At 44.9% G+C, this 15022-nt stretch carries 16 protein-coding genes and 1 pseudogene; all 17 read right to left on the bottom strand.

What is annotated here, in order from left to right; translation table 11 throughout:
- Positions 1-147: 147 nt before the first annotated feature.
- Entirely contained in the window at positions 148-954 is an 807-nt protein-coding gene (locus Q0Z69_RS09955) for a site-specific integrase (RefSeq protein ID WP_298032823.1), read from the bottom strand.
- A complete protein-coding gene (locus Q0Z69_RS09950; protein WP_298032819.1) occupies positions 951-1166 on the bottom strand; it encodes a hypothetical protein in 216 nt (71 codons plus the stop codon). The genes Q0Z69_RS09955 and Q0Z69_RS09950 overlap by 4 nt, the downstream gene beginning before the upstream one ends.
- Before the next feature lie 107 nt (positions 1167-1273).
- Positions 1274-1492: a helix-turn-helix domain-containing protein gene (locus Q0Z69_RS09945; protein WP_298032815.1), complete on the bottom strand. Its 219-nt coding sequence runs from the start codon at positions 1490-1492 to the stop codon at positions 1274-1276.
- Positions 1493-1597: 105 nt separating this feature from the next.
- A complete protein-coding gene (locus tag Q0Z69_RS09940) occupies positions 1598-1909 on the bottom strand; it encodes a hypothetical protein (protein WP_298032813.1) in 312 nt (103 codons plus the stop codon).
- Positions 1910-2107: 198 nt separating this feature from the next.
- Entirely contained in the window at positions 2108-2254 is a 147-nt protein-coding gene (locus Q0Z69_RS16895) for a sigma factor-like helix-turn-helix DNA-binding protein (RefSeq protein WP_367272286.1), read from the bottom strand.
- Complete coding sequence (locus Q0Z69_RS09935; RefSeq protein WP_298032811.1) at positions 2251-2592, bottom strand: hypothetical protein; 342 nt, start codon at positions 2590-2592, stop codon at positions 2251-2253. Before Q0Z69_RS09935 ends, Q0Z69_RS16895 begins: the two co-directional genes overlap by 4 nt.
- Before the next feature lie 675 nt (positions 2593-3267).
- Entirely contained in the window at positions 3268-4464 is a 1197-nt protein-coding gene (locus tag Q0Z69_RS09930) for an ABC transporter ATP-binding protein (protein WP_298032810.1), read from the bottom strand.
- Between the two features lie 238 nt (positions 4465-4702).
- The gene (locus Q0Z69_RS09925; protein WP_298032808.1) at positions 4703-5632 is read right to left on the bottom strand and encodes a hypothetical protein; all 930 of its coding nucleotides are present in this window, start codon (positions 5630-5632) and stop codon (positions 4703-4705) included.
- Between the two features lie 3 nt (positions 5633-5635).
- The gene (locus Q0Z69_RS09920; RefSeq protein WP_298032806.1) at positions 5636-6442 is read right to left on the bottom strand and encodes an SDR family oxidoreductase; all 807 of its coding nucleotides are present in this window, start codon (positions 6440-6442) and stop codon (positions 5636-5638) included.
- 60 nt (positions 6443-6502) lie between these two features.
- Positions 6503-8143, bottom strand: coding sequence for an InlB B-repeat-containing protein (locus tag Q0Z69_RS09915; RefSeq protein ID WP_298032804.1), 1641 nt, complete (start codon positions 8141-8143; stop codon positions 6503-6505).
- A gap of 27 nt (positions 8144-8170) precedes the next feature.
- The gene (locus tag Q0Z69_RS09910) at positions 8171-8794 is read right to left on the bottom strand and encodes a YesL family protein (protein ID WP_298032802.1); all 624 of its coding nucleotides are present in this window, start codon (positions 8792-8794) and stop codon (positions 8171-8173) included.
- A 5-nt stretch (positions 8795-8799) separates the two neighbouring features.
- On the bottom strand, positions 8800-9630 hold the full coding sequence (locus Q0Z69_RS09905; protein WP_298032800.1) for a carbohydrate ABC transporter permease: 831 nt from the start codon (positions 9628-9630) through the stop codon (positions 8800-8802).
- 22 nt (positions 9631-9652) lie between these two features.
- A complete protein-coding gene (locus tag Q0Z69_RS09900) occupies positions 9653-10537 on the bottom strand; it encodes a carbohydrate ABC transporter permease (protein WP_298032798.1) in 885 nt (294 codons plus the stop codon).
- Between the two features lie 86 nt (positions 10538-10623).
- Complete coding sequence (locus Q0Z69_RS09895) at positions 10624-12036, bottom strand: ABC transporter substrate-binding protein (protein WP_298032796.1); 1413 nt, start codon at positions 12034-12036, stop codon at positions 10624-10626.
- 66 nt (positions 12037-12102) lie between these two features.
- The gene (locus tag Q0Z69_RS09890; protein ID WP_298032794.1) at positions 12103-13419 is read right to left on the bottom strand and encodes an FAD-dependent oxidoreductase; all 1317 of its coding nucleotides are present in this window, start codon (positions 13417-13419) and stop codon (positions 12103-12105) included.
- Between the two features lie 157 nt (positions 13420-13576).
- Positions 13577-14611, bottom strand: coding sequence for a LacI family DNA-binding transcriptional regulator (locus tag Q0Z69_RS09885; protein ID WP_298032792.1), 1035 nt, complete (start codon positions 14609-14611; stop codon positions 13577-13579).
- 192 nt (positions 14612-14803) lie between these two features.
- Positions 14804-15022, bottom strand: a pseudogene (locus Q0Z69_RS09880) (hypothetical protein); the annotation flags it as partial.

The following is a 15022-nucleotide window of genomic DNA, read 5'->3' as shown; positions in this document are numbered from 1 at the left end:
CTGGGCTCGCAGCCGAGGAGAGGCGGCGTATGAAAAAATATCTTTCTCTTTTTGGCACACATGCAAATACTCAGTTTTCTGGTTTTCAGGAAACCGGGTATTTCTTTGTTTTCGTGCCAGTTCTTCCCTGCGTTCTCTCCTACACCATCAAATTGCTGCCTGGATCCCCGGATCAATGGGCATCACGCTGGCCATTCTTGCTGCCGAATTCTGCTTGGAAGACGTCTCCAAATGTGTATAGGTATTAGCAGTCGTCGAGTAGTCGCTATGTCCCAGCCACGCCTGAATATCCTTCATGGGCACACCGTTTTTCAGGAGCAGCGACGCACAGGTATGCCGGAGGTCATGGTAACGAATATTCCGCAAGCCATGCTTCCGCAGCAATATTTTAAAGTGTTGTGTGACATAGTTGGGCTTGTACCGCTGGCCCAGGTCATTCACGTAGATGTAGTCGCTTTCAACATAACAGTTCCCACACAATTCCCGGCTGTTCGCCTGCCGCGCCTTCATGCGAAGCAGCAAATCGCGAAACTGCGGGACCAACGGTAAGGAGCGGCGGCTTGATTTGTTTTTCATGCTGTCCTTGGAGATGATCTGCTCCTTGCCCTCACAGCTGAACTGAACGGTCTTGTGATCGATCCGGATGGTGTTGCTTTCAAAATCGATGGATTGCCAGCGCAGGCCCATGACCTCACTGCGGCGCAGGCCGTAGAAGGCAGCCATCAAAATGGGAAATTCAGCAGGATCTCCCTTTGCCGCCTCAAAGAGCTGTTCGACCTCCTCCATGGAATAAAACGCCCCTACAAAGTCCTCTGCTTTGGGACGATCCACCTTATCCATTGGATTTGATTGGATCAAATCGTGGCGGGCCGCATACGTTGCCTCCTCCACAGAATTGCGGATAATACCTAACCATCCCTCCATATAGTCTGTAAAAAGCATATCGCTGGTCATACGGATAACCTCGTACCGGTTTTATGGATAGTTGTTGGTTTGTAATGGATCCTGGTCTCTAAGAGCATGTCCTCTGCTTGCTTCAAATTGCGCTTTCCGCCAGTTTGAATCCCAGTGGGAAGCCATTTGGGCGTCCGCTTGCCCTTTTCATCCTTTAGATTGAGTACCATGTAGTAATAACCCTTCTTGGTTTGCAGATGTCCCGCTACCATACTATACCTCCTTGTCGTAGCGGCACGGTATTCCTGCCAATGGCAAGACAATTATACCATGACCAGTTCTCTCCTCCAATGCGGTTCGGATGTTTATTTTGAATTCCCTACGGCGAAACTTTTTCGTCACCACCAATCAAATATTCAATGACGCATAGCTTAGGAATTTTATAAGATTTCCCAATTTTGACATAGCGAATGTCACCGTTTTTAAGGAGATCATAGGCGGTTTTCTTTCCGATCCCGCCAAGCATTGTACACATCTGCTCGACTCCAACTACATCCGGATAATTTGCAAACATGCCTTTCTTTTGTCGAGCCACCATTTCACATCCCCCTTTTCAAACAAACTACACATTCTGGCATTTTAACTTGTCCGTTCTATAAGAAGCGATTTATGCTTTCGGGCAATCGGAAGTCTAATTTATATTTTAGTCACCTGTTCCATACTTCTCCATCCATTGTTCGGGAGTTAGCCTGAATCGTTCGTAGCTTCGTAACCGCCCCAGTACACATTCCCAGCCACGCCGGGGGAAAATTTCCCCGTTGCTCACCCTCATAGTATACCGCTCCCACTCTTTTCGGCAGCGTCCTGTTCTGGCATCCTCCGGCTGCACGCCGGAGTTCTCATAAGCATTCAAACGCCGCACCGCATAGTCATAATCAAAACGCAGTGCGATCGTTCCATCTTCCCAAACAACAAAGCTGCTTTGAAAGTTTGATGTTCCTGTATCGCGTTCCACCCGCTTTTCCTCCTTGAGACTAAAATGGATTATTTCCCCCTGTCAGTCAAAAAGGAAATGCCCTTCGGGCAATTCCGAAGAGCATTTCCTTTTTGACAGCTTAATGATACCACATGACCGCCCACAGTTGCAAGACACCTATGCCCACAGCTTCGGCACAGATTTCAGGTAGCTTTGAGGGAAAAATCCCGCAGGTGTTTAATATATGCTTGCAGTGAAAGCATACATCTCCACTAACTCGTCAATGGCCTGTGCCTTGATATCCTGGATCCTGCGTACAGATAAGTTCAGCTCCTTAGCCACCTGTTCCTGTGAAGCCCTTTCAAAGTAGATTCTCTGTATCACCTGCCGCTGGCGGGACTCCAGAAGGGAAAATAATACTCTAAGGTAGACTGTTCCCGCTCCAATTTTGTAAGCCTGGCCGAAATCTCACTGAATGCCTCAACATTCAGTTTCTCAGCCTTCTCATGGTAGTTTAAAGCAATGTAAAGCGTTTTGTTGGAGACGTGCCCCGCTGCGCGGCCCATGCCGTCATGGTGGGCAAAGTTCATTGCATCTATCATTTCTTGATCCGTAATTTTGGAAGGCTCTGCAAGCTCATGGTGCAGAAGCGCAATCTTTCGGGCACGCTTCTGGTAATCATTCAGCAAATCGGTCACATATTTTTTGAGGCCTGTATTCATTCTTACAATCCTTTCCAGTTAAATTTTAATGATGATCGCCTTGAAATCTAAACTGGTGGATCCTGGCACCCAACCGAGCATATGAATGAAAAAAAGAAACGGCCGGTCTTGCGCCAAGGCGCAGGACCGGCCGCTTTCTGGGCTTCTGCATTAAGGAGTTCACGGAGAGGCCGTTGAGCAGGCGGAGGCTTGTCCTCTTTGCTGACAGTATGCCGCTCGCCATGGGAATGGCGAGCTATCCTTCCTCTCGTTGTCTTGAAAACGGTGTGTCGCTGCTGGGTCAGACAGCGGAACAGCTTAATGCGATCAATGCTATCATCCAAATCACATCTCGATTCCTCGTCCGCTCATGCGGCCAGCACACAGGCGGCTATATTATACGCTTTTTGCCGCCTTGCCGATGATATTCATTTTGGGAGAAAATTCCAATAACAAAATCTTTTCAAGCATAGCCCTAGATGGTTTTGTTTGCGTAGAATTCGAGCTAATCATTCTATTGTGCCTTACAACTACTCTCCTTTATTGCATATTTTCCACGCAGGTGTCCAAGAAAAATTGCGGCCAGATTGTTCTGGCCGCAATTCCTATTTGACGCTTACAGGGTTGCCATAAACTGATAAGTCATTACGCCGCTTAACTTGTCACAAGTACAGCGATAAGAGATAAATTGTTGAATTAAAATTCCAGATTGTTTCCGTCTTTACTGAAAACATGGCAAACGTTGCCCCCAAACGCAAAGTGTACTGGTGTGCCATAGCTGAAGTTCTCAGTGTGGTTGCCAGTCAGATTCATAGTAGGAACGATAATGACCACGTCTTTGCCGTCAGCGCTGACATGGAGGTGTACCTCACTGCCCATCATTTCCATAACATCTACTGTTGCTGCCATGGTGCCCTCGTTATCACCGAGGGAAATGTGCTGAGGACGGACACCTAAAATGATTTCCTGCTCCCCCACGTCCTTGGCTGCAAGATTTCTTTTCTTCTCTTCACTAAGTTCTACTTTGGCAGGGCCATTAGTGACGAAATATTTCCCATCCTCCTTCACCAGCCTAGCATCAAAGAAGTTCATCTGGGGAGTACCGATGAAACCAGCCACGAACAGATTCGCAGGGTGATCAAACACCTCCTGTGGAGTACCGATCTGCTGAATAAAACCATCCTTCATGATAACGATCCGGTCCCCCAGTGTCATGGCCTCTGTTTGGTCATGGGTTACATAGAGAAAAGTTGTATTAATTTTCTGGCGCAGCTTGATGATCTCTGCGCGCATTTGATTGCGGAGCTTGGCGTCCAGATTACTGAGCGGCTCGTCCATCAATAGCACCTTGGGTTCCCGAACAATGGCGCGGCCAATGGCTACACGCTGGCGTTGACCGCCTGAAAGGGCTTTCGGCTTTCGATTTAAGTACTGAGTAATATCTAAGATCTCCGCAGCCTCCTTGACCGCTTTGTCGATTTGATCTTTGGGCATCTTGCGCAGCTTCAGTGGGAAGGCCATGTTTTCATACACAGTCATATGAGGATACAAGGCGTAGTTCTGGAACACCATAGCGATATCGCGGTCCTTGGGAGCTATGTCATTAACCAACTTGCCGTCGATATACAATTCTCCATCGCTGATTTCCTCCAGTCCAGCTACCATCCGCAAGGTAGTAGACTTACCACAGCCAGAGGGGCCTACCAGTACGATAAACTCCTTATCGGCAATCTCCAGATTAAATTCCTGGACGGCCACCACGCCTTTCTCCGTCACTTGCAGAGCAGCTTTCTTTTCCTCGGCAGTGTCGCCCTTCTTGGATTTTTTCTCTTTTTTCTGATCTGTATTGTGAGGATAAATTTTTTTAATATTTTTTAAAGTCAGTCCAGCCATTTTCCACCGGCTTTAGCAGCACAGCCTCCGCTCAATGCTGCCTCACGGCTCGCCAAGTGGCGGTGCCGCTTTGTGACAGGTCTCCAACGCTGCCACACCGCAAACCGAAACGGATATGTCCTCCTTTTTGGGGGCAGAAATCGCTTAAAGCTGGAGAGCGAAATCCGCCCTTTTGAATTATTTGAGTTCACGTGCCCAATTCATAAAGAGCCATACTTGATTTGATAATAGGTATAACTCAAGGTAATAAAGCGTCATCATTTAAGGCAAAAATGCTTCCATGGCCAATTCCGCTGGTGTTGACCATCAGCTTTCCGCGGTATGCCGCACAGCACTCTATCTCTTCAGAGTTAAGAGCGTCATCTGGTATAGATACCTCGGCAAAAATACGCTTCTTGCGCAAATCAAACACCAATATTTTCAACGGGTATCCTGCGTGCGGACAACCAAAGGTGTAGTATAACTTCCCGTTAAATATCGTGCCGCCTTGTGTAAACTGCACATCAGATGTTACACAAAATTGCTCCATGATTTTTTGAGGCGTCAAAATGATTTTATCTCCATCTTCGATGTGAGGCAGCGCGAATTTTGTAATAATATATTGATTATGCTGTCCTGTTGGTATACAGTCACGTTTTGTTCGATACTTTGCAGAGAATATGTACAGGCACTGTTCCTGTGGATCAACCAAAAATGCAGGACATCCCCAACAGGGCTGTATAAATGGTGTCTTCTCAATGCCTTCCGGCCTGTAAGAAATAATTTGAAGTGTCTGCGCACGATATTTCTCTTTGCCCAACGCGTCAATATTGCAGGTAATATTCTCCACAGCGCAGCGGTAAAAGTAGCCATCCTCATCTGCCCCAATTCCTGTGCCTATCGTCACATAGAGCAGCGGAATCGGATTATTCTTATAATGAGTCTCGCTAAACATGCAGGAGTTTGCATGATTCAGGTAGTCCCTACTCGGTGTACCTGCATTGTAGGAACCCAAGCGAATTGTATCAACAGGTGTTTCACACTTTGTTAGTAAATCGTATACCGAGCAAATCCCTGTATCGTGGAGCACAAAGGCCGCATCCCCCCAAATGCCCATGCCCTGAACAGAATGTTCTCCCTGATAAATGCGCATATAGAGATGACTTTTTACCGTATCAATCATCTTCATAAATTAACCCCTTGTTTTCCCTCCTGCTACGTTGATCGTTATACCGTGAATGTAACTTGCACGATCAGAACAAAGGAACGCCACGACATTTGCGACCTCGCTCAATTTTCCGCTGCGCCCCAGCGGTATAGTGGAATTTTTGGCATAACCAGCACGCAGTTCTTCAACAGTGATGCCTCTGGTATAGGCAAGAGCGGTTTCATAGCTTAAAGTTCGCAGCCCTGTGGCCTCCAAAATGCCCGGCGCTATGCCGATTACACGTATGCCTTTTTTCCCCAATTCCTTAGCCCAGCTTCTTGTCAGGGAGTTAACTGCATTTTTTGTGGCGGCATACACACTTTGCCCCTCACTACCTTCCAGACCAGATTCTGAGGACATGTTGATGATTACACCGCCGCCCTGCCGTACCATTATACGTCCAGCCGCCTGTGCACACAAAAACACACCTTTCAGATTTACATTCATCACCTTTTCCCATACCGCTTCATCCAACTCATACCGATGTCCCTCATCTACCAACAAACGGGGGATATTGATGCCGGCATTGTTTACAATTGCATCAATACGGCCATAAGTATTTGCAGCATGCTCAACCATAGCATTGACACTGTCCGCAGAAGTAACGTCAGTAACAATGTACATGAATTGTCCATCTTCTGCTTTAAAAGCCGGAGGATTGGGACTTATATCGCAGACCACCACATTTGCACCATCGCGCAATAACTCTTCCACAACAGCACGCCCAATACCGGATGCGCCGCCAGTAACAACAATTGTTTTCCCTTCTAAATTCAGCCAAGATGTATCCATATGTATTTCTCCATTTAGTTTCGTTCAAAATCTTCTACAAGTTTAAAATATTCAAATTTTCTATTTAGACGGTTGCCATTGTGCTGTACATGTAATGATATCTCCCTGCATTGATGTCAACTGTTGAACTTTCTTGCAGTCCTTATACAAAGCGAGCTGCGCTCCATTGGGCTGAGAGCCATTTACATACCAAGCCACTGTGCTCTTACCATTCTCTGTAATTTGATAGAGACACTTTCCGTCAGACTTCCGGGATAGATACCACCCAATAAAGGTGTATCCCTCTTTAACGAATGTATTTTTACGTAATTGTGCAGAAATTCCTCTCACATGATTTGTGGGTGTCATAAAGCACTTATAATAAACACTTGTATCTTGTCTCCCCCCATTTGGCTCATAGCGAACGGAATAATAAACCTTAGTACTTTGATCATCATTTACAAGGACAGATTTTTTAATGTAGGCACTCTCACTGTCACATTTATATTTGAAGCTCCAAATGCCCTCTTTCGAGGTAACACTGTTGGTATTAAAATACAATGGAGACTCTGATTCTGCTGATCCCGTCGCAAATCCAACCGACTCAATCTCAAACTTTTGCGGTCCAATCACATTGAATGTCAGCATGGATGGAAACAGCAACGCTGTGTAATTTGCCCCATCAGCAATCTGTGCACTTAAATTATTTACCGATACATAGGGAGAAATATCATATACTAAAATCACACTTTGGTTAACATTATCTGGGTTAAATAGTGGAACATATATTGATTTTTCCGTGCCATTATAATAAAAGCCTTGGTTCGACCAATTCTGCAATTGAGCTATTGTTCCCTCTGTGCCTTTACCATCCGTATCCGCGAACACGGCATTCATCGTGTCAATTGTGAATAGATGATAACAAACAATTTGATTTGCCGCTTGTTTTGTGCCGCCAAGATCAGAGTAGGCAATTCTGCACACATAAAAATCCATATTTTCCTTACAAATAAAGTAGTTGTAAGGAATATTGTCTACAGTTTGAGCACCAATGTATCGCATAGCACCAGGAGCGAAAGCACGTCCACTCGTATCCACCATTCTGTAGCAACCGCCAAAGTCAAACTTTGCCTTGCCAGAACTGTCTTCTCCAACATATTTCAGCCGGGTTACTCCTCTTGAAACATTCAATGTGCAAGCAAACAAGTTGTTTGTAGCTTCTGCATCACCACCAACAGTATACTTTCTGATTAAAAGATCATTTACATGACCAATATCCGTCGAGTAGTTAACATACGTTGTTTCTCCCTCGTTTTTAAAAACACAGTTCTTTTTTTCCTTTGTTTTCAGATTGGTCTGCCAGATACAGGCCATGACCTCATCGCCATCCGTACCTGCTCCGCTGCTCTTTGTAGTCGTTTCGATCTTCGCAGCATAAACATATGATGTACCGACATTCATTCCCTGCATTGATGTCGCCGTGTATGATTTACCACCAATTATGTGGGAAGAACTGTTTGCCATCAGAGTTAGCGGCGTTTCATCTACATCAGAAATCGTATAGGTTTTCGCACCATTTTTCTCTATGGACATCAATGTAATGGCAGAGCTATCTTCTGCACTTGCAGATATAACAACTACATTTCCAATCTGCATAATCATGATTGCTGCTATACAGATTCCTGCAATTCTTTTCGCGTATCTTTTAATAATCTCTGTCATATCCAAACCTCCATATCAGATTGGCTCTTATATTCCCTCAACAACCTTCTCCTTTTTCGAAACACAGTAAATCTTATCAATCATAGAATTTTGTAGATATGAATTAAATCCGATTAGTGGGACAGCAATCCATTCCAAAAGGGCAATTGCGATCACGTTAGATATAGTAAGGCAAGTCATCAGCAGCGTCTGCTTCCAGTTTACAGCCACCCAAAAAAATGCGTTGCATATTGCTTCCTTTGTTGTGGCCTTGTACTTGGCAATCCCTGCAAATAACCAATGAAATACCATGATGTACAAAAGACCAAACAGAATCGTAGACCATTTCATAAATGTAACGATAAAGGCAGAACCATGCATTTGGAAGCATGCAAATATGTCCAGCAAAAGAACAATGCCAAGTGCTAAGAAGATGAGCCAAGCCCGGGTCGCATCACGCCACTCACGCCGGAATACAGCCCAAAACTCCCTTATAATACAAACGTCTTCCTTTCTCTTAATGCGCCACATAATCGTACACATAGCCGTAGTAGACGCTCCAATCGTAATGACTGGCATACATAAGACAGCCCACATCAATTCTGTGAGCATAATAGATCCGGCCTTGGATAATAACACCATAATGAAGTTGTCGGGATTATAGCGGAACATGGCAGTTACTCCTTCATTCCTGACGTAGCAATTCCCTGAATAAAATACTTCTGGCAAAAGAAGAAAATAATCAAAATCGGAATAACTGCGCTGGTAGCCGCAGCCATTGTGATATTGAACTCCTGTGCCTCATCAGCAAAGTAAAAACGAATTCCCTGAGTGATCGTGTAGAGTTTTTCGTCAATCAGGAAAATCAGCGGAGAAAGATATTCATTCCACGAAGAAATAAATCCGAGAATCGCAAGTGATACCATTGCCGGCTTGGTCAGTGGCATTGTAATCTGTGCCCAAATACGGAAGTGGCTCGCACCGTCAATCCGCGCCGACTCCACAAGGCTTCCGGGCAGGCCCAAGTAGAATTGCCGAAGCATAAAAATCGCAGTAGCGTTGAACCATGTTGGCAAAATAATAGCCCAGAGATTGTTGTAAAGCCCAATCGTTTTAAAGAACATAAAGCGCGGAATAATCGTAGCCTGTGTAGGAATCATCATTGTCGCGACAAAGAACATAAAGAGTATATTTTTTCCCTTGAAGTCCAAAATGGCAAACGCATAAGCTGCCAACGAGGCGAAAAGAAGTTGTCCCAAAAGGCTGAACACCACAATAAAAGTTGAATTGCCATATAAGCGCCAAAACGGCAGCAGTTCACTGGTCCAAACTTCCACATAGTTTTCCCAGTGCATAGGATTCGGAATCCATTCAATAGGATAATCAAAAATTGTCAGTGGTGTTTTCAGTGAGCCGGAAATCATCCACAACAACGGTAGTAAAAACAAAAAACCAATACAGGCAACAATTATGGTTGTCAGTATTTTTTGAGCTCTTCGCTGTCTCATTTTATAGCCCTCCCCTCATTGATCAATAATGGACCCACTTTTTTTGGCCCCAGAACTGGATCAGCGTAATAATGAGGATGATGACCACTAACACCCATGCCTGCGCACTGGCATAGCCAAATTTGTAATTGTTGAAAGCCTCTTCATAAATTCGTGTCACAATGGTTGTATTTGCTCTTGCAGGTGTGCCAAATGTCATTACATTGACAGCAGAAAACAGCTTAAAGGTAGTAATCAGGCGAACAATTACAAGATAGAAGGTAGTGGGGGAAATCAGTGGAATCGTGATTTTTACAAACTTTGTAAGGCCTGTAGCACCGTCGAGCTCCGCAGCCTCATATAAAGATGGAGAAATATTCTGAATAGCCGCTAGGTAAATAATCAATTCATAACCAATAGATGTCCAAATCAGAAATACAATAATTGGAATTTTATTTAAATTTGAATCTGCAAACCAGCGAGGCAGTTCCTCCATCTTTAGTACATTTTGGCAAAACATGTTAATGGGGCCATTTTCGCGGAAAATTACCTTGAAGACTGCAGCCAAAGCAACGGCATTAGAAATATAGGGGATGAAAAAGCACAGTCTCAAAACTTTTTTACCATATACTTTCTCGTTAAGGAGATATGCAAGAATCAGCGCAATGCCAATAGAAACTGGAACAGTTGTAAATGTGTAAATGAAAGTGTTCTTAACTGCATAGCGAAAAGTGCTGTCCCCAAACATTTTTTTGAAATTTCCAAATCCGACCCACTTTATTCCGCTGATTCCAGAAAGAAAATTCCACTCTGTAAAGGAGAGAAATGCAGAGAAGAGAATAGGGACAACCATGAGTGTTACAAATATAATGATTGTCGGAGCCAAGAAAGAATAAGCTGTTATATCATCTCTATGTTTTCTTTTCATAATGATACCCCGTGGGGATGCCGCCGGTATCTTCCGTATCGACGGCATCCCATTCTGGTCAAAGTCATTGGATAGCGTGCCAGCAATTACTTGGCAGCCGCAATCGCAGCATCTGCTTCCTCGGTTAATTCTGCAAGAGCTTCTTCAGCACTCATTTCGCCATTGTGGGCATACATAACATATTCCTGCATCAAGCTGTTGACTTCGCTGTAAGCAGTCAGTTCAGTATCAATATAGGACTTACCGCTAAAATTACAGACAACGCGATTGTAGGCGTCTACGTCAATTAGCTTGGCCGCCTCTTCAGCGCTGCCAAACATCAAAGCAACGATATCGTTGACATCTGTGCCGGTCCAAGTGGGCATATGTCCAGCCATAGCAAGGTACTTGGCGCCATCTGTGGCAGCAAATTTCAAGAACGCATAAATTGCATCAAAGTTTTCGGCGGCGTGATTTGTAGCAATACCCAGATGTGAGAAGATAGAAATACCTTCCATATAATTGTCCTGACCTGCTTCTTCAGTGGGGAAAGGTGCAAAAGTAGTTACAAAATCAACAGGATAAGTCTCCGTGTCTCGAATAAAACGGACAAGATTGGTGTTCAGGGTTGAAGCTGTCTGGCCGTTTAGATATGTGGTCTGTGCCTGGAGGTTATCACTGCGGTAGGTAGACAGGGGGAACCAGATCTTATCCACATTCTCAGCCTGAATCTCACGGGCAAGTGCTTTCTGGATAACGGGATCATCGAAGCTGGATGTGCCATCCTCGTGATACATGGCATTTTTGCCATAGACCTGATACATGGTATTCATAACAGAGTTAATAGCCTGATACTCAGATCCGCCGTAAACCACGGTATTTCCTGCGGCATCTTTCTTGGTCATAGCTTCACAGGCAGCCAAATACTCATCCCAAGTCCAAGCGGTTGGAATTTCACCCAGACCAGCCTCATCCCACATAGTTTTGTTGATGGCCACATAGAAGGAACGGCCACCGGCAGGAATGGTGTAGTATTTTCCGTCATATTTATATGCATCGCTGCCCCAGTTGGCAGCTACATCAATTCCGTCCGCTGCCAACAGGTCAGTCAGATCCATGTAAAGCCCGTTTTCCCAACGCTTGAAGGTATTATGCAGTTCAAAACTCCAGAGGACATCGATCTCACCTGCCATCAAAGAGGTATTGACCGCCATGTTGCCGTCTGTATTGTTGCTATAAGGTGTCAATTCAACGGTGATATTGGGATAGATATCGTTGAAATCTGCAATTAGGTCATCCATACCCTGCTCGCCCTTAAACGGGACCCAGAAGCGAACCGTACCTGAAATGGATGTATCATCTTCGATAAAGCGGGGTTCAGTTGGAGTTTCTGCCTGAACAGGATCTCCGGTGGACTGTTCGTCAGGGGTAACGGGCTGGCTGTCCTTATCGCTGTTGCCACAAGCGACAAGACTGAAAATCATTGCAAGGGATAAAAATAATGATACTGCTCGTTTCATGTGTGTGCCTTCCTTTCATTCACTTAATTTATTATTTTGCCCCATAGGGGAGAATCCCGATGTTATTCAGTCGTCAAACAACTGAATGCCTCGATCCTGGAGAACTTTCTGAATCTCCTTTACTGGCAGGAGCCGTGGCGTGGTGCCACTTTTTGAACATAGCGCGGCAGCAATACCGACCGCCTCGCCCATTGCCATACAGATAGCCATTACACGATAGGACGCATGAGCGCGATGTGTACCGGAAATACAGCGGCCTGTCACCAAAAGATTTTCTACACCATTAGGAACGAAGCAGCCGTAGGGGATATCATATGCCTTTGCCATTTTCGAGTGCTTTTCTGCCTGGCCGCCGCCAGTGGGATTATGAATATCAATGAGAAACCATGCATTATGGACAACCACATCTTCAAAGTGATTGCCGTTTTCCACATCAGCGTCACTCATTACATAAGATCCCAGTACTCTGCGGGTTTCCCGCAGGCCAAGGACATCTGCTGAAGATTTAACTCTGCAATTTTCATAGCCTGGAATATTCTTTCGTAAAAATGCAGTTACCTGGTCAATCTGGTTGCGCAAATCTAATAGGGCATCGGAGATGCCTTGGAGGGATAGCGTATCGTGCCTATTGGACTGCGTAGCGTTAACGCTGCGTTCCCCGCTATAATGAGTCCTATGTAAACGGACAATCGTAACATTCTCTGGCAACTCCCCCCTTTGATTGGCCTGCTTGCAGAATTCTGAATATTTTGTACCATCAGGCAGACACACCGGGTCACTTCCACCAAAACAGGTAATAGCCTGCGTTTCATCCACACCGTCGATAACGAACTCCAATGTTGTAGGCTGGCAATAACCATCACCGTCACGCCCTACTTCATATTTGGCGCCAGCTATCATCGCAACATAACCATCGCCTGTAGCGTCAATCACACAGTCGGCCTCTACTGCCATTAAGCCTGTTGGTGTGGTAAGGATCACGCCACACACCTTATTCCCCTGTTTCAGAACATCTATCACAGTTGTCTGGAAAAAAATCTCTGCGCCGCTTTCATGCACAAAATTTTGCAAAACAGTTTTTGCTTCTTCAACGTCAACTTGTGCTTCTCGCCCATTTCTCGTGACTGGCGCTACACTTCCTGGATGGGCTTTGGCAAGAAGTGCTACAATCTCATCACTCATGGTGCCAGCCCCTACCGAGCCAAGAATAGGACTGACGTGTCCGCTCGTCATCATGCCTCCCAGCATTCCAAACCGTTCTACCAAAAGCGTTTTGGCTTTTTCTCTAGCCGCTGAGGCCGCTGCACATACTCCAGCAGGTCCGCCACCAACTACTAGTACATCATAATGTGCAGTTTTTTCAACAGCTTTTGTGTAAACCATATTAAATTCTCCTTTCTTTTCTTGTTTAGAACGTTCCAAATTTGCTTAAAAATTTTTTCAGCCTTTCAGCATTTGTTGCTGCAAGAGCTGGAACGTTCCAAATCATTTATAAAAGATATACCTTAATCCGCTTTCTACACCGCATAAAAAGCGGAATTTAAGGCAATCTCTTCTTTACACTATCCCGAACTACCAAGTCCGGTGCAACTACCTTAGTCTCATACGGGCGTTCTGGATTCTCAATCCGTTTCAACAGGAGTTGTGCTGCGATCTCGCCCATGTGCTCCTTGTGAATGTTAACCGTGGTCAATGCTGGGGACGTATAGCCTCCAAGAATGGAAGCTTCATAACTTACCAACGAAATATCATCTGGGATATGAATATTCTCCCCGTACAGATATCGCATAACTCCTAGTGCAATAGGTTCATTCGCTGTGGCAATGCCATCAGGCCGAATGCCGGATTCCCAAAGCTGCTTCACTGCCTCGTAGCCGCCCTCCCCTGTATTTTGCGGGCAGAATACTTCCCAATGATTTTCTACGCTTTCAGCAAATTCGTCGCACGCTTTTCGAAAACCTTTCAACCGGTCTGCACTGGATTTATAAATCTGAGGACAATTAATATATGCAATTCGTTTATGTCCTGTTTCAAGAAGATGCTTTGTCTCAACATATGTTCCTTGAATAACGTCTGCATTGACGGAATCTACCTGTGCAAAATCAGTGCCAAGAACTACAACAGGAAGCCCGCGCATTTTTATTTCAGAGATAAAGGACTGCTCAAAAAGATTGCCGACCAAGAAAACGCCGTCGACACGCCCATTATGAATGGCCTGAGGCAACACGCCTTTTGCCTCCGCTGGACAATATCGCTCTGTGATCAAGCCATAATCTGTTCCTTCAAGGCCAACCGGAATCCCATTTGTAATGTTGTAGGAGTATAGTCCAGTTTCATAATTGTAATCATAGGTCTGAACGATATTATTCTCAATCGCAATAATTAAACCAAGACATTTGGTTTCCTTTGTGCGCAAGCCACGAGCATTATTATTACAAACATAGCCAAGCGTCTTTATGGCATCCTCCACTTTTTGACGCGTCTCTTCTTTTACCAGAGGACTGTTATTGATAACAAGCGAAACGGTACTTTTAGATACAGACGCATAACGCGCAACATCAACGATTGTTACCACTCTAGAGCCTACTTTCCTTGTGATACAAGTATTGTATTTTGGAACGTTTTAAATGTCAAGGGTTTTGTGCGGTTTCAATATAGGTTTTCTTGTTTTTCTAAAATATCCTCCTCTTCTTTGTCTAACTTGCACAGCATATTTCAAAACACAGGTAATCTTATACTCCTAATAGCATCTTATGTCTCTGTCCTTTTATTTCAGTGACAAGATGTTACTCGCTCCGCCTTCCAAAGTAATTCCATCTGTATCCAGGTGGATCAAGATAATCGGTCGGGCTTTTTTCTTGGCGTAGTTGACCGTCATTCCCGTCCCGCTACGGATGGATCGGTCATTATCATACACGGCCAGCAGGCAATCGGCGTGATCTACCATATAGTAATTGCGACGCTTGTAGCAGACGGCTGGAAGTTC

It is taken from the genome of uncultured Dysosmobacter sp., from assembly GCF_947631165.1.
Classification (GTDB): Bacteria; Bacillota; Clostridia; order Oscillospirales; family Oscillospiraceae; genus Oscillibacter.
The sequence above is the reverse complement of the archived record's forward strand: the minus strand, read 5'-3'. Positions and strand labels throughout refer to the sequence as shown.